Below are 24,884 nucleotides of genomic sequence, written 5' to 3'. Positions count from 1 at the left end.
GCCGGTACCCGGCGAGTTACCCATGTGCTCATGAAATCAGTTGTCCTACTGAATATTTCCGTTGAGCACCGCGCAGATCGAAGTGGGTGCTCAGAGATTCCTTAGGGAACGTTCAACAAGGTGCCAGTGCGGCGGCCTAGCGTCGAGGGCGCTGGTAACCACCCCTCGACGAACTGGAGTCACACCATGAAGCGTTCCGTTGGCCGTCCCGCTGTCGCCGCCCTCGCCGCGGGCGGGCTGGCCACCGTCGCCGTGTTCCTCGGCCCGGCGATCGCCTCCGCCGACCCGATGGAGCTGGCCGGCCCGCTGCTGAACTCGGACTGTTCGTTCGCGCAGGTCGACGCCGCGCTGCACGACAAGGCCCCGCAGCTGGCCAAGATGCTCGACGCGAACCCTGCGCAGAAGGCCGAGTTGCAGCGCAAGTTCGATCAGCCGGTCGAGCAGCGCCGCGCGGAATTGCAGCGGGCGATCAACGAGAACCCGGACGCGGTCCAGCAGGCCCAGAACGACCCGCGCTACGCCCAGCTGCGCGGCACCATCCAGGCCGTCGCCGACTCCTGCCACAACTACTGACCGGGCGCGCATGCCCACCTGAGCGGTTGCACCGATCGGTGACGGCACAATGACAGACGTGACACCTACGACCCCGACCGTCCTCGTCGTCGATGACGACGAGGACGTGCTCGCGTCGGTCGAGCGCGGCCTGCGGCTTTCCGGGTTCCACGTGCTGGTGGCCAGGGACGGCGCGCAGGCGCTGCGCAGCGTGAACGAGCACGCGCCGGACGCGATCGTGCTCGATATGAACATGCCGGTGCTCGATGGCGCGGGCGTGGTGACCGCGTTGCGCGCGCTGGGCAACGAGGTGCCGATCTGTGTGCTCAGCGCGCGGGCCTCGGTGGACGATCGGATCTCCGGACTGGAATCGGGGGCCGACGACTATCTGGTCAAGCCGTTCGTGCTGGCCGAACTCGTCGCGCGGATCAAGGCGTTGCTGCGCAGGCGCACCGATACTCAGCCGCCGGCCACGCCGGGCGCGATCACCGTCGGGCCGCTGGAAGTCGATGTCGCGGGCTATCGCGCGCTGCTGAACGGCGCCGAAATCGAGCTGACCAAGCGGGAATTCGAGCTGCTGTCCACGCTGGCGCGCAATGTCGGCGTGGTGCTGAGCCGCGAGCGGCTGCTGGAACTGGTGTGGGGCTACGACTTCGCGGCCGACACCAATGTGGTCGACGTATTCGTCGGGTACCTGCGGCGCAAGCTGGAGGTGGATGGCGCGCCGCGGCTGCTGCACACGATCCGCGGGGTCGGGTTCGTGCTGCGGGCGCCCAAATGACGCAGGTCGCCGCGCCGAAATCGCTGTGGCGCCGGGCCTTTTCGCTGCGCACCCGGGTCGCAGGCGCGGCGGCCGCGGGTGCGGTCATCGTCGTCGCGGTGATCAGCGTGATCAGTATTCACGCGATCGAGCGCAACAACATGCGGCAATCCGATCAGCAGCTGGCGATCGCCGCGCGCTTGGTATTGATCGAACCGGTCGTCGTGGTGCGCGTTATCGGCTTCGTGCCCGGGTTGAACAACGACATCGCCGTCACCGTCCGGGTGAACGGCGACGTCATCGCGAGCACGCCGACCCAATTGCCCGATCTGGCACCGGGTTCGCGGACGGTGCCGGTCGGCGGCACGCCGTACCGGATCCTGTCGACGACCGAGAATCAGCCCGCGGGCCGGGTGGTGTCGATGGGCATCCCGACCGCGTCGGCGGCCGCCGCGACCGCCGAGCAGCGACGCTGGGTGCTCGGCGGGGCCCTGTTCGCCATCGCGGCCTCCGCGGCGCTGGGCTGGCTGCTGGCGGGGCGTGCGGTGCGTCCGATCGTGCGGCTCACCCGTCAGGTCGACGCGCGCAGCGGTCTGCCCGATCCGCAGAACCCGCAGACGCCGGTGGACGGCTCAGGCGTGCGCGAAGCGGAAAAGCTTGCCGACGCGGTGAATACGATGTTGCAGCGGGTGGACCAGGCCCAGTCGGAAACCGCGGCCGCGCTGGAAACCGCGCGCGATTTCGCCGCGGTGTCCGCGCACGAGCTGCGCACTCCGCTCACCGCCATGCGCACCGATCTGGAGGTCTTACGCACCCTCGACCTGGACGAGGCGCAGCGCGCGGAGATCCTCGCCGATCTGCAACGCAGCCAGGGCCGAGTCGAAACCACCCTCGCGGCCCTGGAACGGCTCGCGACCGGCGATCTCACCAACGAACGCGACCACGTCGCCACCGATGTCGGCGACCTGTGCGACCAGGCCGCGCACGACGCCATGCGGCACTTCCCCGGGTTGAAGGTGCGCATCGACAGCGACACCGAGCTGGTCACGCTGGGCCTGCCCGCGGGTTTGCGCCTCGCGGTGGACAACGCGCTGGCCAACTCGGTCAAACACGGTCGCGCCACCGAGGCGCTGGTCTCCGCGCATCGAGCGCCGAACGGGCACATCGTGATCAGCGTGGACGACAACGGTCGCGGCATCCCGGCGGACGAGCGGCAGGCCGTGTTCGATCGGTTCTTCCGTGGCAGTCAGGCCAGCAAGGGCGGGTCGGGGCTGGGTCTCGCGCTGGTCGCCCAGCAGGCCCAATTGCACGGCGGGCGAGCCTATTTCGACGACGGCACAATGGGCGGTATCCGCCTGGTGCTGGAGCTCCCCGCGCCAACCGCCCCCTGATCGCCGCGCACATCCAGTCCTGCCGCGCACAGCTTCTCGCCCCGCGCACGAAACAGCTGGCGAATCCGTGCGCGGGACACCAGACCCCGCGCAGGACTCGTCGCGCGGGGTTTTGAGCGCCGCGCTGGTTTTCGTGGGCCGCGTGTGAAATCGTCGGCGAATTTGTGCGCGACAAGCGAAGACTTGCGCGGGGCCTTAGCGAACTCTCATAGAAACGCCAACGCTGAGGCCATGTGCGGGTTCTAGGGTCGGCGGGGTGACCGGAAAGAGTGCCCGCTTGGCCCTGCTCGTCGTTGCTCTCGTCAGTGCGGGCGCGCTCGGCGCCGGAATCACCGCGTGCAGCCGATCCGACGACAGCCCCACCCGCATCGCCCTGGTCAATGCCGACGCCGGGCCGACGGGCGCACGAGTCGTCAAAGCGTTGCAGGACGCGGGCGGGTACGAGTGGACCGCGGCCGAGCCGGGCGAGGCGAACACCGACGACTACGCCGCGGTGATCACCCTGCCTGCCGACCTCACCGAATCCATGGGCTCCCTGGCCGGCACCGAACCTCGTCGCGCGAAGGTCACCGTGGCCACGCACAAGGGCGCGGACACCGGCCTGGTGAACGGCGCGGTCACCGAGGTCACCCACCGGGTCGGCGCGGCGGGTGTCGACGCGGCGCTGTCCGCGGTCGGGCAGGCGCGCAGCCAGATGACGCAGGCGCAGTTCACCGCCCAGTTGCTGAAAGCGGGGGTGAACGCGGCGGCTTCGGGCGCCGAGCAGTTCAGCTCGGGCGCCGATCAGCTGCTCGGGTTCCTGAATTTCGCGAAAGAGGGTTCCGCCCAACTGACTTCGGCGATCGCGCTGCTGAACTCCACCGTCGACGGGGCGGCCAAGCAGGCGAATCAGCTTGCCGTCGCGCTGGATTCGACCGGCATCACGATCGCACAGGTGGAGCAGACGGCGAACACGGTGAGCACCGGGCTCGACCAGATCCTGCCGCCGCTGCGCGCGCTGCCGTTCGCCGGCGATCCGGCGCTGGCCGACATCATCAAGAAGCTCGAAGCGCTGCAAGGCATTTCAGGACAGGCCGGGTCCCAGCTCACCGGCCTCGGCGCGCTGGTCGGCGGCGCGGTCGACCCCAGTACCGACCTCGGCACCCTGCTGCACACCGTGGTCGACCGGATGACCAGTGCCAGTGCGCAATTGAACGAGGGCGCAAAACTGGCCGAGGACCTGCCCCGGCTGGCCGACGAGGGCGGCGCCCAATTGGTCAGCGCCATCAGCCAGCTCACCGGCGGCGTCACCCAGTTGCAGACCATCGTCGGCAACCTGAGCACGCAGACGGACAAGGCCGTCCAGGCCCTCCCCCAGCGCAGCACCGCCCAGCAGTCCGCGCTCGCCCTCGCACTCACCGATCCGGTCGAGATCGTGCACCAGTGAACGCGCCGCGGCCCGGGCCCCACCGAAGGGGAACCCGGGCCGCGGTCAGCGTTTTCGGACTAGTTCGCGTCGATCAGGTCGATGACGAAGACCAGCGTCTTGCCCGCGAGGGCGTGTCCGGCACCGGCCGGGCCGTAGGCCAGGGCCGGTGGGATGGTGAGCTGGCGGCGGCCGCCGACCTTCATGCCGGGTATGCCGTCCTGCCAGCCCTGGATCAGGCCGCGCAGCGGGAAGTTGATAGATTCGCCGCGGTTCCACGAGGAGTCGAATTCCTCGCCGGTGTCGAATTCCACGCCGACATAGTGCACCTCGACGTTGCCGCCGGGCACGGCTTCCTTGCCTTCGCCCTCGATGATGTCCTTGATCACCAGCTCGGCAGGCGCGGGGCCGCCCTGGAATTCGATCTCCGGCTTGGTCATTCGGCTTATCCCCTTCGATAGGTGATGGTGGGTGAAACGGTGGAGCTAACGATTGGTGATCTCGCGGTAGTCACGCGCACCGTAGCCGGTGTAGATCTGCCGCGGGCGGCCGATCTTCAGTGGCTCGCTGTGCATTTCGCGCCAGTGCGCGATCCAGCCCGGCAGCCGGCCCATGGCGAACAGCACGGTGAACATGCGGGTCGGGAAGCCCATGGCCTTGTAGATGACGCCGGTGTAGAAGTCGACGTTCGGGTACAGGCGACGCTCGACGAAGTACTCGTCGGTCAGCGCGGCCTCTTCCAGCGACTGGGCGATGTCGAACAACTCGTCGTTGCCCAGCTTCTGCAGGATCGCATCGGCGTGCTTCTTGGCGATCGCGGCGCGCGGGTCGTAGTTGCGGTAGACGCGGTGCCCGAAGCCCATGAGCTTCACGCCGTCTTCCTTGTTCTTGACCTTGCGGATGAATTCCTTGACGTCGCCGCCGTCGGACTTGATCCCGTCCAGCATCTCCAGCACGGCCTGGTTCGCGCCGCCGTGCAGCGGGCCCCACAGGGCGTTGATGCCGCCGGATACCGAGGTGAACAGGTTGGCGTCGGAGGAGCCGACCAGGCGGACCGTCGAGGTGGAGCAGTTCTGCTCGTGGTCGGCGTGCAGGATCAGCAGCATGTCCAGCGCGGCGGCGACCTCGGGGTCGACCTCGTACGGCTCGGCCGGGAACCCGAAGGTCATCCGCAGGAAGTTCTCCACCAGGCTCAGCGAGTTGTCCGGGTAGAGGAACGGCTGGCCGACCGACTTCTTGTACGAGTAGGCCGCGATCGTCGGCAGCTTGGCGAGTAGTCGGATGGTGGACAGCTCGACCTGTTCGGGGTCGCGCGGGTCCAGCGAGTCCTGGTAGTACGCCGAGAGGGCGTTCACCGCGGAGGACAGCACCGGCATCGGGTGCGCGTTGCGCGGGAAGCCGTCGAAGAACCGCTTCAGGTCCTCGTGCAGCAGCGTGTGCCTGCGGATCCGGTCGGTGAAGTCGTCCAGCTGGGCCTGCGAGGGCAGCTCGCCGTAGATCAGCAGGTAGCTGACCTCGATGAAGGTCGAGGTGCCGGCCAGCTGGTCGATCGGGTAACCGCGGTAGCGCAGGATGCCCGCCTCACCGTCGATGTAGGTGATCGCCGACTTGGTCGGGGCGGTGTTCATGAAGCCCGGGTCGTAGGTGACGTAACCCGTGCTGGCCAGGAGCTTTCCCAGCTCGATTCCGTCGTTGCCCTCAGCGGCCTTGGCGACCGTCATCGGGAACTCCCCGCCGGGGTAGGTAAGCACCGGCTTGGCGTCTTCGTCGACGTTGATGATGTTCTCAGCGGGCACGGAAGGATCCCTCTCAGGCTAGAACCGTAGGCACCGTCGCGGTCGGCGCACGATGCACTTGTCTCAACGCTAGACGTTCACCGACGCGGACAACCAGGAGGGTAGTCCTGCGCGACCGCACATTCATCTCTAGGCCACGTGCGGTGGTTGTAGCTCGCCGAACAGCGGTTGCCAGGTATTCGCAGGGCTCATGGTGCCACTATTTCCGCATGTGCGCGGCCTACTCGGTATCGGAGGAATGCCGGGAATGCCACGGCGGCGATCACCACGCCGATCACCACCAGCCCACCGCCACCGGCCGCGGCCACAGCGGTACCCAGACTGGCCGCCGCAAAACCGTGGGCAACATCACCGATTCGCGGCCCACCTGCGACGACCACGATGAACACGCCTTGCAGCCTGCCGCGCATCTCATCGGTCGCGACCTGCTGCAACATGGTCACCCGCAGCGCCGCCGAGACCATGTCCACCGCGCCGCCGAAGGCCGAGCAGAGCAGCGCGAGCCACAGTCCCAGGCCCAGACCGAGCCCGTGTCCGGTGAATCCGACGGCAACCCCGAAGCCGATCATCGCCACGCCCCACAGCGCGATGCAGATCAGCACGGCCAGGCCCTGGCGGCGGATTCGCGGAATCCAGCCGGAGAACACGCCGCCGAGCACCGCGCCCGCCGACATGGACGCGAACAGCAGGCCGAGCGCGACGCCGCCGGTGGTCGGATCGCCGAACGTCTCGTGCGCGATCTGCGGGAAGAGCGCGCGCGGCATGCCGAACACCATGGCGATCACGTCCACCGCGAACGACGCGAGCAGGATCCGCTGCGTCGCCAGATACGCGAAACCGTCCAGCACCGTGCGGAATCCGGCCTTGCGCGCGGTCCCGGTCGGCGGCAGCGCGGGCAGCCGCCACACCGCCCAGACGGTGGCGAGCAGCGCGATCGAGTCGATCAGATAGAGGGTGGACAGCCCGACCACCGGGATCAGCGCGCCCGCAAGCACCGGCCCGGCGATGGCGCCGAACTGCATCACCGTCATGCTCAGCGAATTGGCCGCGGCCAGTTGGTCTTCCGGCAGCAAGCGCGGGATGGTCGCGCTGCGCGTCGGCTGGTTCACCGCGAAGAAGGCCTGCTGCACCGCGAACAGGCCGAGCACCACCCACACGTTGTCGATGCCGGACGCGGCCTGCGCCCAGAACGCCACCGCGGTGAGGCCGGTGCCGACATTGGTGATGAGCATCAGCTTGCGCCGGTCCATCACGTCGGCGAGCGCGCCGCCCCACAGCCCGAACACGATCAGCGGCACCAGGCCGAAAAGCCCGGCCAGGCCGACATATCCGGAGCTGCCGGTGATCTGGAAGATCTGCTGGGGCACCGCGACGATGGACAGCTGCGCACCGATGATGGTGACGACACCCGAGGTCCACAGGCGCCGATAGTCGGGATTTCGCAGCGGTGTCGTGTCGGCCAGCAGTCTCACCGGCGGCAGCATAGCGAGTGCGGGAAGTAAGTCAGGGTTGTAGTCGCTCGACTTTCATCGCCCCGTCCGCGATCAGCACTCGAATCCGGTTGTGCAGCCTGCCCCGTCGGCCCTGCCAGAACTCCACCTCGTCCGGACGGAGCAGGAACCCGCCCCAGTGCGGCGGCACCGGAATCTCGTCGACGTCCTCGAAGCGGGCGATGGTCTCGGCCATGGTGCGGTCCAACTCCGCGCGCGACCCGATCGGCCTGGACTGCCGCGACGCCCAGGCGCCCAGCTGCGAATCGCGCGGGCGGGAACGCCAATAGACCCCGGTGGTCTCGGCGCCGACCCGCTCGATCGCGCCGCGCACATGCACCTGCCTGCCGAGCGCAGGCCAGACGAAGGTGGCCGCGGCGAACGGGACCGCCGCGAGCTGGTTGCCCTTGGCCGAGTCGTAGTTGGTGTAAAAAGTCACACCTTCGGGCGAGAGGCCTTTACACAGCACCGTCCGGGCGACCGGGCGGGGCGTGCCGTCGGTCATCGAAACGGTGGCCAGCACCATGGCGTTCGGCTCGGCGACGCCAACCGCGGTCGCCTGCTCGATCCAGTGGCGTAACAACGGCTCCCAGCCGCCGGCCAACCAGGTTTCGTCCAGATCGACGTCTTCGCCGCTGCCGAACGGGGTGCCCCCGTACTCGGCGCGCATGCCCGCGAGATCGGTGCTCGGCGGGAAATCGGCCGTCTCCTGGCCGCCGGGTGAATTGTCCAGGTCACGCATGGGCCAGACGTTACTCCGGGGTAGCAAGGATCTAAGGTGTTGGTGATCGGCATGTGCTCGAAATTGCAAGGAGAAGTCACAACATGACTACCAGCCCCGCGGTGCCTACCGGCCAGACCGCCGTACCCAGCGATTTCGTCAGCGGCCTGGAGGGTGTGGTGGCCTTCACCACCGATATCGCCGAGCCGGACAAGGACGGCGGCGCGCTGCGCTACCGCGGCGTCGATATCGAGAACCTGGTCGAGGGCCAGGTGACCTTCGGTGACGTCTGGGCGCTGCTGGTCGACGGCGAGTTCGGCCGGGGGCTGCCGCCCGCCGAACCGTTCCCGCTGCCGGTGCACACCGGCGATGTCCGCGTCGACGTGCAGGCCGGTCTGGCCATGCTCGCCCCGATCTGGGGTTACCAGCCGCTGCTGGACATCGACGACGAGACCGCCCGCGACAACCTGGCCCGCGCCTCGGTGATGGCGCTGTCCTACGTCGCGCAGTCCGCGCGCGGCATCTACCAGCCCGCGGTGCCGCAGAAAAAGATCGACGAGTGCACCACGGTCACCGAGCGGTTCATGACCCGCTGGAAGGGTGACCCGGACCCGAAGCACACCGAGGCCATCGACGCCTACTGGGTCTCCGCCGCCGAACACGGCATGAACGCCTCCACCTTTACCGCGCGCGTGATCGCCTCCACCGGCGCCGACGTCGCGGCCTCGCTGTCCGGCGCGATCGGCGCGATGTCCGGCCCGCTGCACGGCGGCGCGCCCGCCCGCGTGCTGCCGATGATCGAAGAGGTCGAGCAGACCGGCGACGCCCGGGCGCTGGTCAAGGGCATCCTGGATCGCAAGGAAAAGCTGATGGGCTTCGGCCACCGGGTCTACCGGGCCGAGGACCCGCGCGCCCGCGTGCTGCGCGCCACCGCCAAGCGGCTGGCCGCCCCGCGCTACGAGGTGGCCGCCGCGCTGGAGCAGGCCGCGCTGGCCGAGCTGCGCGAGCGTCGCCCGGACCGGGCGATCGAGACCAACGTGGAGTTCTGGGCCGCGGTGATCCTCGACTTCGCCGAGGTGCCCGCGCACATGATGCCCGCCATGTTCACCTGCGGCCGCACCGCAGGCTGGTGTGCGCACATCCTCGAGCAGAAGCAGCTGGGCAAGCTCGTGCGCCCGGCGGCCATCTACACCGGACCCGCCCCGCGCGGCCCGGAAGAGGTCGCGGGCTGGGCGGCGATCTCGCACGCCTAGCGCGATAGATAGACGGTATGACCGCGAGCCGAATGTCCTGCACCACTTGGACGTTCGGCTCGCGTAGCATCCGGGGCTGACTTCGGAAAGAGGGCTTACGGATGATGGATAAAGGCATGTCGCGCCGGCGGATGTTCGGCGTCGGCGCCGCGCTGGCCGCCGGGTTCGCCACCACCGGATGTGGCACGGCGCAGAGTGAGACGCCCGCACAGCCCAGTTCGACCGGCCGCTCTCCGGTCGCGGGCAATTCCGCCGTGATCGCCAAGAACGCACCGCCGCCGGGCAATTCCCCGGCCGCGGTGGCCGCCCGGCACGCGGGCGACCACCCGCAGCAGTGGGGCGTGGCGATGCCGGGGATCCTCAGCACGTTCGCGGCCACCGGCAAGCAGATGGCGCTGACCTTCGACGCGTGCGGCGGGGCGGGCAACAACGACATCGACGAGTCGCTGGTGAACTTCCTGATCGCCCAGCAGATTCCGGCCACCTTGTTCCTGAACAAGCGCTGGATCGACGCGAACCAGCAGCGGGCCGCGCAGCTGGCCATGAACCCGCTGTTCGAACTGGCCAATCACGGTGTGGCGCACAAGCCGCTGTCGGTGAACGGGCAGGCCGCCTACGGGATCGCGGGCACCGGCTCGGCACAGGAGGTCGCGGACGAGGTCTGGGCCAACCACGAGCGACTAACCGGGCTGGTCGGCCGCCCGCCGCGGTTCTTCCGCGCCGGCACCGCGCACTACGACGACGTCGCGGTCGCCATCGTGAACGAATTGGGCGAAATCCCGGTCGGTTTCAGCATCAATGCCGATTACGGCGCGACCGCGAGCGCGGCCAAGGTGCAGGGTGCGATGAATGCCGCTGCGCCCGGGGCGATTTCGCTCGCGCACATGCATCGGCCGCAATCCGGGACCGGTGCGGGGATGATCGCGGTGCTGCCGACGATTCGCGACATGGGTTTCACCTTCGTCCACCTCTGACCGAGATCAGTCCTCCCCGAGCGAGGCTGCCCAGTCGACCGCGACGGATTCGCCGTGGTCGACGGTGAAGAAGGCGACCTCCAGGTGCTGGCCGAGATCGACCAGGCCGATCGCGGACAACGGCACCGGTTGCACGAGCCGGACCAGCCACGGGGTCGGTTCGTCCCAGGCGCGCAGCTCGAGGTCGAGGCGAAGCACCGGGTCGTCGCGGCCGGAGTAGTCCGCCGCGACCGGGGTCGCGGCCAGCACGGTGGCGTCGGCGCGGCGGCCGTCGGCGAGGATCTTCGCGATGCTGACCCGGCCGGTCTCGGCGAAATCGGGCACATAGAGCACCAATCGATCCCGGTCGCCCGGATCGACCCGGCAGCACACCACGTCACCGGGTTGCATCCACTCCAGGTTCGCCGCGGGCACCCGCTGGCGAACCCTGGTCTCGTACGGCGGAATTCCGTCGACCAGGACCCGGACCCAGAACACGTGTCCGGGCGCGGCGGGCTCGCCGGCCGTCGCCTTCGAACTCGCCCGCACGCCGAGGACGGTTGCCGAACCCAGCGCGCCGCGCATCAGCAACTCCCGGCGCGCGTTATCGGAGATCGCGCCGACGCGCAGTCCGAAGGATCGTGGTCGTCGACCGAGCAATCGCCACCCCGAGTTCGCCGGCGCCATGTTCATGGGCGCAAAGGTTAGCTGGACTGTGGTCCGCGACACAGCAATTCCACTGCAACCCGAGCAGACCGGGACAATTCCGGCGTGGCGCGGCGACACCGGCGTCCGTGGCCTCGAGCACAGGTGCCGACCCGCACGAACCGGGCAGGTCCGACACGCTTTACCCTGTTCGCATGACCACTGCGCTCCCGACGATTCCCGCCGACCTCAAGCCCGCCGACGGACGATTCGGCTGTGGCCCGTCCAAGGTGCGCCCGGAGCAGTTGCAGTCCCTGGTGACCGTCGGCGCCTCGGTGTTCGGCACCAGTCATCGGCAGAAGCCGGTGAAAGATGTGGTCGCGCGGGTGCGCTCGGGCCTACGCGAACTGTTCGGGCTGCCCGACGGTTACGAGGTCGTGCTGGGCAACGGCGGCACCACCGCGTTCTGGGACGCCGCCGCGTTCGGCCTGATCCGGGAGCGTTCGCTGCACCTCACCAACGGTGAGTTCAGCTCGAAGTTCGCCAGTGTGGCCAAGGGCAACCCGTTCATCGGCGACCCGATCGTCGTCTCGGCCGAGCCGGGCAGCGCGCCGGAGCCGGTGTCGGACCCGTCGGTCGACCTGATCGGCTGGGCGCACAACGAAACCTCCACCGGCGTCTCGATTCCGGTGCAGCGCCCGGCGGGCTCGGCGAACGCGCTGATCGCCATCGACGCCACCTCCGGCGCGGGCGGTCTGCCGGTGAACATCACCGACGCCGATGTCTACTACTTCGCGCCGCAGAAGTGCTTCGCCGCCGACGGCGGCCTGTGGGTCGCGCTGATGAGCCCGGCCGCACTCGCCCGGGTGGACGAGATCAAGGCCTCGGGCCGTTGGACGCCGGAGTTCCTGTCGCTGCCGATCGCGATCGACAACAGCACCAAGGATCAGACCTACAACACCCCGGCGCTGGCCACCCTGCTGCTGTTCGCCGACCAGATCGAGTGGCTCAACGGCAACGGCGGCCTGGACTGGGCGGTCAAGCGGACGCTGGATTCGTCCTCGCGCCTGTACAACTGGGCCGAGTCGAGCGAATTCGCCACGCCGTACGTCAAGGACCCGGCGCACCGCTCGCAGGTGGTCGGCACCATCGACTTCGCCGACTCGGTCGACGCGGCCGCGGTGGCGAAGGTGCTGCGCGCCAACGGCATCGTCGACACCGAGCCGTACCGCAAGCTGGGTCGTAACCAGCTGCGCGTCGGCATGTTCCCGGCGATCGACCCGGAGGACGTCAGCCAGCTCACCCGCAGCATCGACTGGGTAGTGCAGAATCTGGGCTGACGCACTCGGATTCGAGCGCGACACGCCACAAATGACACGCCGCGCCGCGCGGTGCAGTAAGTCGAACAGAGCAGATTAGCGGGGTGCGGGAGTCTTTTTGGAGATTTCCGCACCGCGTGTCTCGCCCCACGGATCCCAGAAGTGCACTACTGTTTCGGAAAGGTGGCGGTGTCGCGGGTCGACGCGGTAAGGAGGTAACGGTGCGTGAACTTCGAGTGATCGGGGTGACGCCCGACTCCACGCACATCGTGTGTATCGACACCGAGTCCGGCGCGAAGTACCGGCTTCCCGCCGACGACAAGCTACGAGCCGCAGCGCGCGGAGACCTTGCCCGATTCGGCCAGATCGAGATCGAAATGGAAGCAACTATGCGTCCTCGCGATATCCAGGCTCGTATCCGTGCCGGCGCCTCCGTCGACCAGGTCACCGAAGAATCCGGCATGCCGGCCAGCCGCGTCGAGCGGTTCGCCTACCCGGTCCTGCTGGAACGGGCCCGCGCGGCCGAACTCGCGCAGAAGGCACACCCCGTCCGCCCCGACGGCCCCGCCGTGGAAATCCTCATCGATGTCGTCACCGCCGCCTTCACCGAGCGCGGTCACAACATCGAGGGCGCCGAATGGGATGCCTGGAAAGACGAAAAAGGCTTCTGGGTCGCCCAATTGCAGTGGCAGAACGGGCGTTCGGAAATCGCCGCGCACTGGCGCTACCAGCCGGACGCGCACGGCGGCTCGGTCTCCCCGCTCGACGACCCCGCCTCCGACCTGATCGATCCCGACTTCGGCCGCGCGCTACGCGGCCTGGCCACGATCGCGCCCGCCGAGCCCGAGGCCGCCGCACCCGCGCCGCAGCCCGAGCCCGCGGTCGAACCGCGTCCGACGCCCGCCGCGCCGCCCGCCCGCACCGCGGCCCGGCAGCAGAGCCAGCCCACCCTGGACGAGTACTACGAACAGCGGGCCGTCGCCGCAGGTGGCGCGAACACGCCTGCCATCACCGCCGGTGCGACCGCGACCCCCACTGCCACAACGACCGCGACGCCCACCGCGGCCGCCCCGGCGCCCGCACCGAGCGCGCCCGCGCCGACTACTCCGAGCACGCCGGCGGAACCCACCGCTCCGGCCGCGCCCGCCGCGTCGACCAAGCCCGCCGCCGAGGAGCCCGCCAAACCCGCGGCCAACGGCAAAGCGCCCGCTAAGCCCGCCCGCACCAAGCGCGGCAAGGCGCCTATGCCGTCCTGGGAGGACGTGCTGCTGGGAGTGCGTAGCTCCGGGCACTGAGTGTGCTTGAAGCTGCCTGCATTTCGATTGCTCAGTCGTCCTGAGGTCTTGTCGCATCCGCATGTCCGGAACGCGCAAACCCTTCGCTCGGCGAATTAGCCAGCGGTATCGCCGCGTTCCGGAAACGACGTCCGCCGACGGATTTCTGGTACGCACTGGCGTGTTCAGGGGCCGAAGGTCCGCCTAGCGACGTTCAGGGCGAGTAGATTTTTCGGTGTGTTGTCGACTGCGCACTGCGGCCCGGACGGTTCAAGAAGACGATGAATTGTTCGACACCCCAGTGCGTTGCTCGAAGTTCGCGGAGCTGATTCGTGCAACCATCGGGAGGTGCCGGAAATGCTATCGAAAGCTTCGACGCTCTGGTACGTCGACGCCCCCGACCCGTTGACGGTCCTGCGCGCCAACCACGATCCGGATCCGGATGCCGCACTGGCGCTGGCGAAACAGTTGCACGGCGACCGGGACGTGCTGCCGATCATGGTCGGCACCCTGGCCGGCTGTGCCGGCCCCGACCTCGACGAGGTATACATCGGTTGCTACCCGGGCGTGACGGTCGTGTGCTCGGCCCAGGCCGCGCGCGTGCATCCGACCGAGATCCCGGAGTTGCTGGTCCGGCCGCTGGCCTCCGAGCACACCTTCCTGGTGTCGTTCGACGCCGCGCACGGCTGGGGCGCGTTCGCGCATTGGGAGCGGGGCGAATTCCGCCGGGCGTTCAGTTCCAGCCGGGTGAACATCCTGGAGGACGAGGGCCTGCCGCTGGTGTGGGAGCGGCCGTATTGGGCCGGCGAGCATCCGGTGCGCTGGCAGGCGGGCGAACTGCCGGACCCGCAGACCCTGCCGTTCGACCCGCCCGATTTCGCCGACGCGGCCAACCACGAATGGCTCGGCTTCCACTACCGCTCCCCCGCCGCCGAGGGCGCCTTGGTCCCCGGCGATGTCGCGGTGTGCGGGTTCACGCTGTATCCGAAAGGCCAAGCGCCCGACCCGGCCACGCTGGTGCCGCCGCAGCACGAGCCGGACCTCGGCGCGCGACCCAAGCGCGGCCTGTTCGGCTGGCTGCGCGGCCACGACCGTGTTTCCTAAGCCGCGATCCCGCTGATCAGCAACGCCACCCAGCCGAGCAGCACACCCACCACGGCGCCGCCGACCACCCACCTGGTCACCGGCGTCCACCGCCACCGCCAGGCGGTCGGCGCGGCCCCGCCGGCCGCGACCAGGTTCACCGCCACCGCGAGCAGCGGATGCACCTCGGCGAGCGCGCGGCCGAAGGAGAACACCGCGACCGCGGCGAGCAACCCGACCATGATCGAGACGGTGATCCCGGCGCCCCAGGGCGTCGGGCCATGATGCGGTGGATAACTCACGTCCGGACCCGCTCGTAGAAGGCCATCGCGGCCGCGGTGGCCACGTTGAGCGAATCGGTGCCCGGTGACATCGGAATTCGCGCCCGCACATCGGTGGCTCGCATCGCGTCCTCGCTCAACCCTGGACCTTCGGCGCCGAGCAACAAGGCCACCCGGTCTCCGGTCATTGCCGCGGCCAGCGTCACCGCGGCGGGGTTCGGAGTTAACGCGATGATCTGGAACCCTTTGCGCCGCAGTATATCCAGACCCCGGGGCCAGTCGGGGACGGAAGCGAAAGGCACCCGCAGCACGTGCCCCATGGACACCCGCACCGCGCGCCGGTAGAGCGGGTCGGCGCACCGATCACCGAACAGGATGGCCTCGGCGCCCAGGCCGGCCGCGTTGCGGAACATCGAGCCGAGGTTCTCGTGATCGTTGACGCCCTCCAGCACGGCCACCGTGCGCGCCGACTCCAGGACCTCGTCCAGGGTGAGCGGTGCGGGGCGCTGGGCGACCGCGAGCACCCCTCGATTGAGATGGAAGCCGACCACCTCCGCCATCACCTCGGCGGACGCGCGGTAGTAGGGCACGTCGGCGCCGGCCAGGTCGTCGGCCAGCTCTTCGCGCCGCTTGTCCACGCCCAGTAAGGCGGTCGGCGCGAACCGGGAATCCAGCATTCGCTGCACGACCACCACGCCCTCGGCGATCACCAGACCCTTCCGGCCCGGCAGATCTGGCCGGCGATCGGCGGACTTGAGGTCGCGGAAGTCATCGACCCGCGGATCGGCGGGGTCGACGATATCGATCACTTCGGCCACGGATACATCCTGCCTGGGCCGGGCGCGCGCCGCCGCCTCCGGTGCGGCCGAGTCGCCCGGTACTAATTCGAATGCGCTGCCGCACGCCGCGTGGGAGTGTCGTGCCATGACGCTGCCAAACGGAATCACCATTCGGTCGGCCACTCCCGCCGACGACGCCGCGATCACGCTGGTCGCCGATACCTCCTTCGGCATGCGGCTGCCCGAGGCGTTCCGGAACCCGGCGACCAGGGTCTTCCCCGTCGAGGGCGCCATCGTCGCGCTGGACGGCGAACGGATAGTCGGGGCGACCAAGGCGGCCAGGATGACGCTGACGGTGCCCGGCGAACGCACGGTCGAGGCGTGCGGGATCGCGGGCGTCGTGGTCGCGCCGACGCATCGGCGGCGCGGGATCCTCCGGGCGATGTACACCGAGCAGCACCGGCGGACCGAGGCGGAGGGCGTGCCGCTGACCATCTTCACGGCCAGCCAGGGCACCATCTACGGGCGCTTCGGCTACGGGCCGACGATCCGGGAGAACGCGGTGCGCATCGATCGCCGGTTCGCCGAGTTCCGGCCGACGGCGCCGGATCCGGGTGGCGTCGTGCTCGCCACGCTGGCCGAGGTGACCGATCAGGTGCAGGCCGTCTACGACCGCTGGCGCCGGCTCGTGCCCGGCGCGCAGGCCCGCCCGGAGACCAGCTGGAAGATGCTGTTCGCCGACCCGGCCGAATACCGCGGCGGCGGCACCGATCTGTTCGCCCTGCTGCATCCGGACGGCTACGCGCTCTACCGCTACACCCGCAGCCAGGACGTCAATGTCGCCGAGGTGGTCGACATGCGGGCGGTGACCACCGACGCGCATGCCGCGCTGTGGCGGGTGCTGGCCGGGCTGGAACTGGTGACGCATATCGACGCGGTACTCAGCGACAACGACCCGCTGCCGTACCTGCTCACCGACATCCGGCTGGTCGGGACCACCGCGCGCTACGACGCACTGTGGTTGCGGCTCATGGACATTCCGGCCGCGCTCACCGCCCGCTCGTATCAGCGCGACCTGGAAGTCGTGCTCGCGGTGACCGATCCGTTCCGCGACGCGGGCGGCAGCTTCGCCCTCACCGTGCGCGACGGCATCGCCGAATGCACGCCGACCAACCGACCGGCTGACCTCGAACTCGGCATCGATGTGCTCGCCAGCATGTACCTCGGCGCCTATCCGGCACGGGTCTTCGCGGAGGCAAACCGCTTGCAGGCCAAGGACTCCGCGACGGTCCGCGCGTTCGGCGACGCCTTCGCCGCCGAACGCGACGCAATGCTCGGGTGGTTCTTCTGACCCATGCCCGGATATCGCGGCTGTGGCCGACGACGCACCGGCTCGGGGGAAACCCTGATGCCGGTGCCCGGTTCGGCTGGCATCCTGTTCACATGGCGCCGATTCGTTTGATCCTCAACGTCCTGTGGCTCGTGTTCGTCGGGGTGTGGATGGCGCTGGGTTACATCCTGGCCGGGATCATCTGCTGCATCCTGATCATCACCATCCCGTGGGGCATCGCGTCGTTCCGGATCGCGGCCTACGCGCTGTGGCCGTTCGGCCGGACCACGGTGGAGCGGCCGGGCGCGGGCGCCGGCTCGCTGGTCGGCAACATCATCTGGGTGATCGTCGCGGGCTGGTGGCTCGCCCTCGGCCACCTGCTGACCAGCATCCCGCTGTTCATCTCGATCATCGGAATCCCGTTCGGCTGGGCCAATTTGAAGCTCATCCCGCTGTCGCTGTTCCCGCTCGGGCGCGACATCGTGGACAGCGACCAGCCGTTCGGGGCGCGCTGACCGCCAGGGGATGGCAGGAGGCCTACTCGGATTCGGCGACTATCTGCTTCATGATGCCGACGGCCTGGGTGAGCACGTCGATCTGATTGTCGGTGAGGCCGGAGAGCTGTTCGGTCATCCAGGCCTCGCGGGCGTGCGTCTCGTCGGCGATGAGCGCGGTACCCGCCTCGGACAGCGACACGATGATCTGGCGACCATCGGTGGGGTGCGGCTTGCGCTCGACCATCCCCAGGTCGGTGAGCGAGGCGATCACGCGCGTCATCGACGGCGGCTGCACGCGCTCGCGCGCGGCCAGCGCTCCCGGCGTCATCTCGCCGTCGCGGGCCAGGGTCGCGAGGGCGGAGAGCTGGGTCAGCGAAATCTGGGAGTCGGCGCGGCGGCCGCGCAGATGACGCGTCAGTCGAACCACTGCCAGTGAGAGTTCACCGGCGAGGGCTCGAACATCGGATGGCGTTGTCACAGAGCTGAACGATACGGGACGGGTGCGCGTCGGACGCGCGTTCTCGCAGCTACGCTGGTGCCGTGACCGAGAATGTGCCGCAGATCCCGCCCCGGCTGACCGATCCGCGTCCGGTGCTCGCGGTCGGCAGCGCGCTCTGGTTGGTGGCCACGGTGGTGGTCTGGGCCAGCGGTGACCGGTGGGCATCGGTGCTGCCGGTCTGCCTGATGGGGCTGGTGGTCGGCGTGCTCGCGCTCGGGATCTTCCTGATCCAGCGGCGCGGGGCGCGCCGGGGCGACAAGGGCGCGCAGACCGGCCTGTAGCGCACGCACGGACGTCAGCCGACCTCGAAGTCGTTGGTAGTACCGGTGAACGGGTGCAGTGCGCCGTCCGGGCTCAGGCTGTCGGCGTAGTGCTGGAACCGGTATCGGCCCGGTGTGGCGTCGGCCGGGATGTCCCAGGTGAACCGGGCCACGGATTCGGCCGCGCCGCGTTTGCTCCAGAAGTACTTCACCGCCCACTCGCCCTCGTTGGCCACCCGCGTCCACTCCCCTGACGCGTTCTGCCGCTGCACTTCCAGGAACGTGCTGTTGCGGCGGGTGTTGTGTTTCGGGTGGGCAGAGACGAATTCGGCGGCGACCTGAGTGCCCGGGGCGTACGACGGGGCAGGCTGGGTCAGCACGTCACCGAAGCCGCGGCCGGGCGGCGTGCTGTCCGGGCCCGCGCCGGGCTGGAAGTTCGGTTGCAGGTTGGACACGTCGCGCGGGGCGGGACCGCGCGGGACCACCTGACGAGCCGCGAATGCCGTTGCCAGGCGGGTGAATTCCTGCTGGTAGGCGCAGAGGGTGTAGCGGCCGAACAGGGTCGAGGCGCCCTCGTACTGCTGCGAGTCGTATTCCTCTGGGGTGGTGACGTATTCGTGGTAGGCGTTCGCGTAGCCCTGCATCAGCACCTGCTCCAGCGGCACGCCGAGCGCGTCCGCCACCGCGCGGCGCACCCGCAGGCCGGACGTGATGGTGAATTCCCCACCGGCGGCGGCCAAGTAGAGCTCGCCGAGCCGAACGATCTGAATCGGCAACACATTCGGCACCCAGGCCACCGGCGGCATCAGGCCGAGCGGCGCGGCGATCGCCTTGGGCGCCTGGGCATCCGCGAGCCAGGCCGGGGCGGGGGTGTTCGCGCCGCCGAGGGCGTCCAGGAAGGGGTTGCGCACGCCCTCCGGGATGGGCGCGCCGGGGAAGCCGGGTCCGTCCTCGATGCTGCCCGCGATGAGCGAGACGCCGGCCGCCGCGGTCGCGGTGTGCCGCGGCTGCCCGTCCGGGGTGAATCGGCCGGCTACGGCGACGTCGGCCAGGTCGATGTAACAAAGCATCGAGTCGACCGGTCCGCTCATCGACTGTGCCTGGGCCAGTGTGTCTTTCGCCGCCTGATACTGGCGCTCGCCGATGATGCGGGTGTTGTCGAACTCGTTCTCGGTGGGTCCGGAGCCGGGGCGCAGGTTCAGGTTCGGGGACATGTCGCCCGCGTTGGTCTGGGCGAAGGCGGCGACGAAATCCGGTGTGCCGTCGAGGTAGCGCACGCCGTGCTCGAGGTGCTCGTAGGCGAATGCCGCGTAACCCTTGTTGTCCGAGCTGATCAGCCGGTTCTCGTTGGTCATCGAGGTGCAGTGGGTGGAGAACCAGGTGATGGCGCCGATCTGCCGGCCACCTTTGATCAGGGACAGGGCGGTCACCGCCGGGTCGATCGCTTCGGGGAAGTGTTGTTTGTCGGCAACGGGATTGAGTTCCCACGCCACCCGGGACCGGTTGACGCTCGCGTCGTGCAGTTCGCCGTGGCCCAGCGCCAGCGAGCCGGGGCCGAGATCGGCGTCCGCGGCGGCGATCGCCTCGACGATGCCGTTGACCTCCGCGTCGTACACCTGCTGCTGAAAACCCAAGATGGACAGGTTGTATGCGTAATCGTTACTGGAGCCGCCACAGGTCGCGTGCGAGTGCGTCGAGGTGAGCACCACGTTCTGCTCGGTGTACCGATCGCCGAAGCGCCGGGCCAGCTCCGCGAGCACGCCGCGGTGCACGGATTGGAAGATCATCCCGTTCTCCGCGACCACGAAAACGATCCGCCGCCCGGCGCTCCCGATGATGAACGCGCGCGCCCGCGGCCGCAGGTGAATACCCGCCGTCTGCTGTTCGAGCTGGGAATATCCCATCATTCCGCATCCCGCGGCAGGCCCGGTGATGTCGGAAATACCGACACCGAGCTCGTAGCCGCCGGAACCCGGGGCGGCCGCCGCCTCGGCGCCGAGCGCGCCGGACATGGCGGGCACCGCCGCGGCGGCGGCGAGCGTCGCCGAACCTGCGACGGTTCGGGCAAGAACGGTTCTGCGCGACAGCGGCATACGCGTCTCCTTCGATCTGATGGCAGCGAACCACACAACTGGTCACTCGTCCAGTCGAGATTTTTCTACCGGCGAATTGACTGCACGCTCCCCGAGCGCTTAACTCCCTGGGGTGTCCTCCCGATTGAGCGTCGAAGAAAGACGGGCCCACCTTATCGAGGCCGCTATCGGTCTTGCCGAAAAAAAGGGCGTTGCGGGCGTGACCACGCGCGATGTCGCCCAAGCGGCAGGAGTCTCGCTTGGAGTGGTGCATTACTGTTTCGAAAACAAGGACGCGCTGATGACCGAGCTGGTCAAGGCGTTGTCGATGGAATTACGCGATTCTGTCGACGCCAATGAAACGGTATGGCAAGACGTCGGAAGTGGAAAAGAAGCACTTCAAAAATTGATCCGCGCGGGACTGGAACTGATGTGGCTCAACATAGAAGCCACTCCGGAACGTCAACTGCTCACTTACGAAACCACCACTTACGCACTGCGCGAGGGTGAGCAAACTCCAGCGAAACTCGCAATCGCCCGCGAGCAGTACAACTTCAACGACTCCACCGTCGGCGACATCCTGGAACACGCGCGCGACGCGACCGGAAACCAGTGGTCGGTTCCGCTGCAATCGTTGAGCCGGTTCACCCTGAATGTGATCGACGGCGTGGTACTTCGGTGGTTGGTGGACAACGACAGTGAGAGCGTGCGGTCGCAGCTGGATCTGCTCAGCCAGATGATCGCGGAGTACGCCGCTTAGCGGTTGTCACTGCGGGACAGGCGGATTCGCCCGCTAGCGCGGTGTCCGGACATGCACGGTGTTGCCGTCGCGCCACCACGGGACCGAGGCGGTGATCTCGATCGCGCCGTGCAGGCGGACTTGCAGATCGTCGTGCAGCATCAGATCGCCCGTCTCCCGGGGCAGCGAGAAGAGTTGCCGCAGTATGACTCCCAGTGGTTCGGCGGACCAGGTGGTGCGGCGGCCGGGGGTCAGGATCTCGGCGGTGACCGACTCGGAGACCAGGGGCAGGTCGAGCAGGGTCGCCAAGGTGGGCGCGGCCTCGATGTCGCCGACTACCAGACGATTCGGGGGCACGGCCAGGCCGAACCAGGGCTGATCGAGGACGAGGGCCTGAGCCGGATCGATGACGTCGCCGGACAGCGCGCGCACCCGATCGGGCAGGGCGAGGTCGGCGAGATCCAGGCGATCTTCGGCCACAGCGGCGGCCAATGTCGCGTGCGTGCGCGAAACCACCTCGGGGGTAGGGGTTTTCGCCGGATCCGCGAGCGCATTGAGCAGGGCCGTGGCCAATTCGGGGGTGATCACGGACGAGTCGGCCAAGATCGCGCGCATCGCGGTGGCGTCGTCGGCGAGACCCGGAACCGCGAAAGTCGGCAGCAGCTCGGCGAATTCGGTATCCGAGGGATGGCGCATCAGGCCGAGCGGCGTGCCGTCGATGCGCGCGTTGGTGCGCAACCACCACCCGGTGTAGCCGTTGCGATCGGTGAGCAGGCGGCGGGTGCGCGGATCAGAAGCCAACTGCCACAACGCCTCCGGCCAGGCGGCGTCGTCCACCAGGTCGAGATCGCGGATCGCGGCGAACTCCGGCGGATCGTCCGCCAGCGTCGACCACCAGCGGTCCTCGTCGTCCAGATCGTGATCCGGGCCGGTCGGATCGGCCTCGGTCACCACGGTGAAGTCCCAGCCGACGCCGATGGCCCGCAACGCTTGCGCGCCATAGCCTTCCACCACGGCGGGATCGATCGCGCTGAACGGTGAATCCTCGACCAGCAGCTCACGCAGCGGGGCGTCGGGCAGCAGCAGTTCGTCGGCCGGGCGCAATTCGCCGTCCACGTCGGGCAATTCGATCAGGCTGAGCCAGGCCGGGAGCGCGGCCGGATCGGCGAGCACGGCCAGGCGCAGGACCGCGTCGATGGTGTCCGCGTCGTCCGGGTGATCCTCCAGCTCGGCGCGTAGATCGGGTTCGCTCAACAGGTCTTCGGCGGTCGCCGACCGCGCGCCGAGCCGGGCCAGCAGCGGATGCGCCGCCTCGGGATGGACCAGCCTGGCCCAATGCACCGGAATCGCGACCTCGAGGTGGTCGTCGAGCACCGTCGTGCGGGGGCCGGTGACCAGGCGCCCGTCGGCGAGCGGAACCGCAAGCGCGCCAAGCTCTTCGGCGGCCAACGGGTCCGCTACGAATACCTCCAGCGCCGCGTACAGCGAATACCACCAGTGCGGTGGGCGCTCCAGGCCGCTGGACAACTCGGCCAATCGCGCCAGTCCGAGCCGGTGCACGTCCAGCACTCCCAGTGCCTCGGCATGCCCGGGGCGGGACAACTCCGGAATCACCAACGGCCCGACCACATCATCGAGCAGACGCGCCAAGTCGTCGGTCAGGCCGGTGAAAGCACTCGCCCGGGTCGGCACGGCCACGTCGACCGGATCGGTAGCGGTTGCGTCGAATACGGCCGAGTCGTCGAGTAATTCGGCACCCGCGCCGGTGGACAGCGCGTTCGGCCATGCCGGTGCACCGTCGGTGTCTGTGGTTGCCGACGAATAGGGGTCGCCGGCCGAAATCTCGGCACCTGTGGATGAATCCGCATCCGGTGCGGCCGACAGGGGCGTTTCTGCGGAGCTGGGTGTGGCGTGTTGTGGCGCAGGGTCGAACAGGGCCGCTGCGGCGTCCTCAGCGGCCTTGCCGCCCGTGCCGGGGGCGACGACGATCGGGAGCCACGCCTTGGTCTGGAGTTCGTGGATCAGCGCTTCGCGGAGCAGGCCGTCGGCCTCGCTGCGGGCGAAGCCCGGAGTGGGGACGAGCACCAGACGATCGCCGGGCGGGAGGGCGCGGGCGAAATCCGCGTAGCCGGTGGCGAGTTCGGTGAGGCGGGCGCCGGGGAGCAGGCGGCGGCGGTCCGGCTGCATGGCGATGTCGGCGATCAGCAGGGCCGGGAGGGAGAGTTCCTCGTCGGAGCGGGTCGGGGCGCGCAGCACGTCCGGGGCGGCGGCGGTCGGCCTGCCGTTGCGCAGCGGGAGCAGCCAGCGGGCGTGTGCGGCGCGGTACTGCCACCAGGCGCGGTGCGTGCCGTCGGGGCCGTCGACGCGGATCTCTTGCAGGTCTTTGCCGAGATCGGTGGTGGTGCTGGTGAATTCCGCCGCTTCGATCGTGATGTGTTGCAGCGCGGGCAGTTCCAGCAGCAGATCGATGGCTTCGTCGTGCAGGCCGGTGAGCAGTGCTTCGGCATCGATGTCCGGGCGCAGGCGCAGCACGACTTCGGTGTCGAAGCCGGGTGCCGGTGCGGCCTCGGCCGGCCAGGCCATCCGCAGCACCGGCGGCGCGAACTCGTCCGCTTGGTCGTTGGCCGCATGGTCGGGGATCCGGATGTCGTTGCGCCGCAGCGCGTCCCAGGTCAAATCGCGGGAGAACCGGAGCGAGCCGGTGGTCGAGCGCAGCTCGATCTCGTCGCTGACCGACAGCACGGCGGTGAAGCCGACGCCGAACCGGCCGACCGCCGTGACGTCGGACTTCCCGGACGCGCGCAGCGCGGTGAGCGCATGCACGCCGGAGAGATCCAGCGGCGCACCGGTATTGGCGATACGCAGGTGCGCACCGTCGAGCCGCACCACCAGCCGGCCCACGACACCGGCCTTGGCAGCCGCGTCCGCCGCGTTCTGCGCCAGCTCGGTCAGCAGCCGGTCGCGGTAACCGGCGCGCACCAGATCCGCCTCGGTCGCCGCGTCCTCACGCAGCCGAGTCGGCGAATCACGCCAGGCGGCAAGCACGCCCGCCCGCAACGCCGAGGTGCCGAACGGATCGGCCGTCCCGGTCAGCTCTGCGGCGATGAGTCAGCCCCGCCGTCGACAACCCGCTCGTCATCAGAGGACACCCGCGCATCAGCCTCCGCGTCACCACCATCGGCAACCACAGTGACCGACCCACTCGGCTCCACCACAACATCGAAGCTGGACTTGGCCTCCGCCACATCGTCAGCCGCAGAACCACTTTCACCGGCTTGCACATCCGCACTAAGCGTGCCCTCGGCAACTCCCGCATCCGCAACCGACGCAACCGACTCGTCGCCGGATCCGGTCTCCACGGCCGAACCCTCCTCGACCGACGCAGCCCCAACATCTGTTGCCACATCAGCTGATTCGACAACCGTCTCGGCGCTGGACACATCGGCCGGTGCCGCATCAACATCCGCCACAACCGATTCGACCTCGACACTCGGCGCAACCTCGGCCGTTGCCGTCTCGGCAACCGGTGCAGCCGATTGGGCCACGGCCGATGCGCCCGACTCGTCAGCGGACTCGGTCTCGATAGCCGGAGCTACCTCGACCGGTGCTGCCACAACATCGGCAACCTCGGCCGCTGCCGCGTCAACATCAGCCACAACCGAAGCGGCCTCAGCGGCCGACGCGGTTTCGACATCCGCGACCACTACCGCATCGGCCGATCCGGTGTCAGCAACAGGAGTCACCGCATTCGGTGCAGGCGCGGTCTCAACCGCTGCCGACGCATC

The 24,884-nt window shown here is 68.8% G+C and carries 23 protein-coding genes; 13 read left to right on the top strand and 10 right to left on the bottom strand.

What is annotated here, in order from left to right:
• Positions 1-186: 186 nt before the first annotated feature.
• The 4 genes from F3087_RS22310 (at position 187) to F3087_RS22295 (ending at position 4,129) form a co-directional block, all read left to right on the top strand.
• The gene (locus F3087_RS22310; RefSeq protein ID WP_150403956.1) at positions 187-573 is read left to right on the top strand and encodes a hemophore-related protein; all 387 of its coding nucleotides are present in this window, start codon (positions 187-189) and stop codon (positions 571-573) included.
• Positions 574-622: 49 nt separating this feature from the next.
• A complete protein-coding gene (locus F3087_RS22305; protein ID WP_150403955.1) occupies positions 623-1,333 on the top strand; it encodes a response regulator transcription factor in 711 nt (236 codons plus the stop codon).
• Complete coding sequence (locus F3087_RS22300) at positions 1,330-2,703, top strand: sensor histidine kinase (protein ID WP_150403954.1); 1,374 nt, start codon at positions 1,330-1,332, stop codon at positions 2,701-2,703. Before F3087_RS22305 ends, F3087_RS22300 begins: the two co-directional genes overlap by 4 nt.
• Positions 2,704-2,959: 256 nt before the next feature.
• A complete protein-coding gene (locus F3087_RS22295; protein WP_150403953.1) occupies positions 2,960-4,129 on the top strand; it encodes a YhgE/Pip domain-containing protein in 1,170 nt (389 codons plus the stop codon).
• Positions 4,130-4,188: 59 nt separating this feature from the next.
• On the opposite strand, the gene F3087_RS22290 is transcribed toward F3087_RS22295, so the two are convergent.
• The 4 genes from F3087_RS22290 to pdxH form a co-directional block, all read right to left on the bottom strand.
• Positions 4,189-4,548, bottom strand: a complete 360-nt coding sequence (locus tag F3087_RS22290; RefSeq protein WP_150403952.1) for an FKBP-type peptidyl-prolyl cis-trans isomerase — start codon at positions 4,546-4,548, stop codon at positions 4,189-4,191.
• A 45-nt stretch (positions 4,549-4,593) separates the two neighbouring features.
• On the bottom strand, positions 4,594-5,904 hold the full coding sequence (locus tag F3087_RS22285) for a citrate synthase (protein WP_150403951.1): 1,311 nt from the start codon (positions 5,902-5,904) through the stop codon (positions 4,594-4,596).
• A 188-nt stretch (positions 5,905-6,092) separates the two neighbouring features.
• Positions 6,093-7,376 carry an MFS transporter gene (locus tag F3087_RS22280; RefSeq protein ID WP_375915132.1) on the bottom strand — a complete coding sequence of 428 codons (1,284 nt, stop codon included), beginning with the start codon at positions 7,374-7,376 and terminating at the stop codon, positions 6,093-6,095.
• A 31-nt stretch (positions 7,377-7,407) separates the two neighbouring features.
• Positions 7,408-8,136, bottom strand: coding sequence for a pyridoxamine 5'-phosphate oxidase (gene pdxH, locus F3087_RS22275; protein ID WP_150403949.1), 729 nt, complete (start codon positions 8,134-8,136; stop codon positions 7,408-7,410).
• A gap of 83 nt (positions 8,137-8,219) precedes the next feature.
• Between pdxH and F3087_RS22270 the strand changes: the two genes are divergently transcribed.
• Positions 8,220-9,368 carry a citrate synthase 2 gene (locus F3087_RS22270; protein WP_150403948.1) on the top strand — a complete coding sequence of 383 codons (1,149 nt, stop codon included), beginning with the start codon at positions 8,220-8,222 and terminating at the stop codon, positions 9,366-9,368.
• Between the two features lie 116 nt (positions 9,369-9,484).
• The gene (locus tag F3087_RS22265; RefSeq protein ID WP_150403947.1) at positions 9,485-10,342 is read left to right on the top strand and encodes a polysaccharide deacetylase family protein; all 858 of its coding nucleotides are present in this window, start codon (positions 9,485-9,487) and stop codon (positions 10,340-10,342) included.
• A gap of 6 nt (positions 10,343-10,348) precedes the next feature.
• On the opposite strand, the gene F3087_RS22260 is transcribed toward F3087_RS22265, so the two are convergent.
• Entirely contained in the window at positions 10,349-11,014 is a 666-nt protein-coding gene (locus tag F3087_RS22260; protein WP_150403946.1) for a hypothetical protein, read from the bottom strand.
• A 167-nt stretch (positions 11,015-11,181) separates the two neighbouring features.
• On the opposite strand from F3087_RS22260, the gene serC reads away from it, so the two are divergent.
• From serC to F3087_RS22245, 3 genes are all read left to right on the top strand, one after another.
• On the top strand, positions 11,182-12,306 hold the full coding sequence (serC, locus tag F3087_RS22255; RefSeq protein ID WP_150403945.1) for a phosphoserine transaminase: 1,125 nt from the start codon (positions 11,182-11,184) through the stop codon (positions 12,304-12,306).
• Between the two features lie 200 nt (positions 12,307-12,506).
• The gene (sepH, locus tag F3087_RS22250) at positions 12,507-13,580 is read left to right on the top strand and encodes a septation protein SepH (protein WP_150403944.1); all 1,074 of its coding nucleotides are present in this window, start codon (positions 12,507-12,509) and stop codon (positions 13,578-13,580) included.
• Positions 13,581-13,916: 336 nt separating this feature from the next.
• A complete protein-coding gene (locus tag F3087_RS22245; protein WP_150403943.1) occupies positions 13,917-14,663 on the top strand; it encodes a DUF6928 family protein in 747 nt (248 codons plus the stop codon).
• Here F3087_RS22245 and F3087_RS22240 read toward each other — a convergent pair.
• Positions 14,660-14,944, bottom strand: a complete 285-nt coding sequence (locus F3087_RS22240; RefSeq protein ID WP_150403942.1) for a DUF2537 domain-containing protein — start codon at positions 14,942-14,944, stop codon at positions 14,660-14,662. The two genes, F3087_RS22245 and F3087_RS22240, sit on opposite strands and share 4 nt — an antisense overlap.
• Entirely contained in the window at positions 14,941-15,741 is an 801-nt protein-coding gene (locus F3087_RS22235) for a TrmH family RNA methyltransferase (RefSeq protein ID WP_150403941.1), read from the bottom strand. Before F3087_RS22235 ends, F3087_RS22240 begins: the two co-directional genes overlap by 4 nt.
• A gap of 106 nt (positions 15,742-15,847) precedes the next feature.
• Here F3087_RS22235 and F3087_RS22230 point away from each other — a divergent pair, with 106 nt between their 5' ends.
• Together F3087_RS22230 and F3087_RS22225 are read left to right on the top strand one after the other, a co-directional pair.
• Positions 15,848-17,053, top strand: coding sequence for a GNAT family N-acetyltransferase (locus F3087_RS22230; RefSeq protein WP_150403940.1), 1,206 nt, complete (start codon positions 15,848-15,850; stop codon positions 17,051-17,053).
• A gap of 101 nt (positions 17,054-17,154) precedes the next feature.
• Entirely contained in the window at positions 17,155-17,547 is a 393-nt protein-coding gene (locus tag F3087_RS22225; protein WP_375915685.1) for a YccF domain-containing protein, read from the top strand.
• A 22-nt stretch (positions 17,548-17,569) separates the two neighbouring features.
• Here the strand turns inward: F3087_RS22225 and F3087_RS22220 are convergent, their stop codons facing one another.
• Entirely contained in the window at positions 17,570-18,007 is a 438-nt protein-coding gene (locus F3087_RS22220) for an Rv0880 family HTH-type transcriptional regulator (RefSeq protein WP_150403938.1), read from the bottom strand.
• A gap of 62 nt (positions 18,008-18,069) precedes the next feature.
• Here F3087_RS22220 and F3087_RS22215 point away from each other — a divergent pair, with 62 nt between their 5' ends.
• A complete protein-coding gene (locus F3087_RS22215; RefSeq protein ID WP_150403937.1) occupies positions 18,070-18,309 on the top strand; it encodes a DUF2530 domain-containing protein in 240 nt (79 codons plus the stop codon).
• 14 nt (positions 18,310-18,323) lie between these two features.
• Here the strand turns inward: F3087_RS22215 and F3087_RS22210 are convergent, their stop codons facing one another.
• Positions 18,324-20,381, bottom strand: a complete 2,058-nt coding sequence (locus F3087_RS22210) for a neutral/alkaline ceramidase (RefSeq protein WP_150403936.1) — start codon at positions 20,379-20,381, stop codon at positions 18,324-18,326.
• A gap of 124 nt (positions 20,382-20,505) precedes the next feature.
• On the opposite strand from F3087_RS22210, the gene F3087_RS22205 reads away from it, so the two are divergent.
• Positions 20,506-21,120 (top strand): TetR/AcrR family transcriptional regulator, encoded by a 615-nt coding sequence (locus F3087_RS22205; protein WP_223885260.1) that lies wholly within the window; start codon positions 20,506-20,508, stop codon positions 21,118-21,120.
• A gap of 33 nt (positions 21,121-21,153) precedes the next feature.
• Here the strand turns inward: F3087_RS22205 and F3087_RS22200 are convergent, their stop codons facing one another.
• Positions 21,154-24,144 carry a sacsin N-terminal ATP-binding-like domain-containing protein gene (locus tag F3087_RS22200; RefSeq protein ID WP_150403935.1) on the bottom strand — a complete coding sequence of 997 codons (2,991 nt, stop codon included), beginning with the start codon at positions 24,142-24,144 and terminating at the stop codon, positions 21,154-21,156.
• Positions 24,145-24,884 lie beyond the last annotated feature (740 nt).

The organism is Nocardia colli, assembly GCF_008704205.1.
In the GTDB taxonomy this organism is placed as follows: Bacteria; Actinomycetota; Actinomycetes; order Mycobacteriales; family Mycobacteriaceae; genus Nocardia; species Nocardia colli.
This window is presented reverse-complemented; position numbering and strand designations above follow the sequence as displayed.

Bases quoted from the DNA above. Each gene is read 5' to 3' on its own strand.
- F3087_RS22310 (WP_150403956.1), top strand. From the start codon at position 187: ATGAAGCGTTCCGTTGGCCGTCCCGCTGTCGCCGCCCTCGCCGCGGGC.
- F3087_RS22305 (WP_150403955.1), top strand. From the start codon at position 623: ATGACAGACGTGACACCTACGACCCCGACCGTCCTCGTCGTCGATGAC.
- F3087_RS22300 (WP_150403954.1), top strand. From the start codon at position 1,330: ATGACGCAGGTCGCCGCGCCGAAATCGCTGTGGCGCCGGGCCTTTTCG.
- F3087_RS22290 (WP_150403952.1), bottom strand. From the start codon at position 4,548: ATGACCAAGCCGGAGATCGAATTCCAGGGCGGCCCCGCGCCTGCCGAG.
- pdxH (WP_150403949.1), bottom strand. From the start codon at position 8,136: ATGCGTGACCTGGACAATTCACCCGGCGGCCAGGAGACGGCCGATTTC.
- F3087_RS22270 (WP_150403948.1), top strand. From the start codon at position 8,220: ATGACTACCAGCCCCGCGGTGCCTACCGGCCAGACCGCCGTACCCAGC.
- F3087_RS22265 (WP_150403947.1), top strand. From the start codon at position 9,485: ATGTCGCGCCGGCGGATGTTCGGCGTCGGCGCCGCGCTGGCCGCCGGG.
- F3087_RS22260 (WP_150403946.1), bottom strand. From the start codon at position 11,014: ATGAACATGGCGCCGGCGAACTCGGGGTGGCGATTGCTCGGTCGACGA.
- serC (WP_150403945.1), top strand. From the start codon at position 11,182: ATGACCACTGCGCTCCCGACGATTCCCGCCGACCTCAAGCCCGCCGAC.
- F3087_RS22245 (WP_150403943.1), top strand. From the start codon at position 13,917: ATGCTATCGAAAGCTTCGACGCTCTGGTACGTCGACGCCCCCGACCCG.
- F3087_RS22230 (WP_150403940.1), top strand. From the start codon at position 15,848: ATGACGCTGCCAAACGGAATCACCATTCGGTCGGCCACTCCCGCCGAC.
- F3087_RS22210 (WP_150403936.1), bottom strand. From the start codon at position 20,381: ATGCCGCTGTCGCGCAGAACCGTTCTTGCCCGAACCGTCGCAGGTTCG.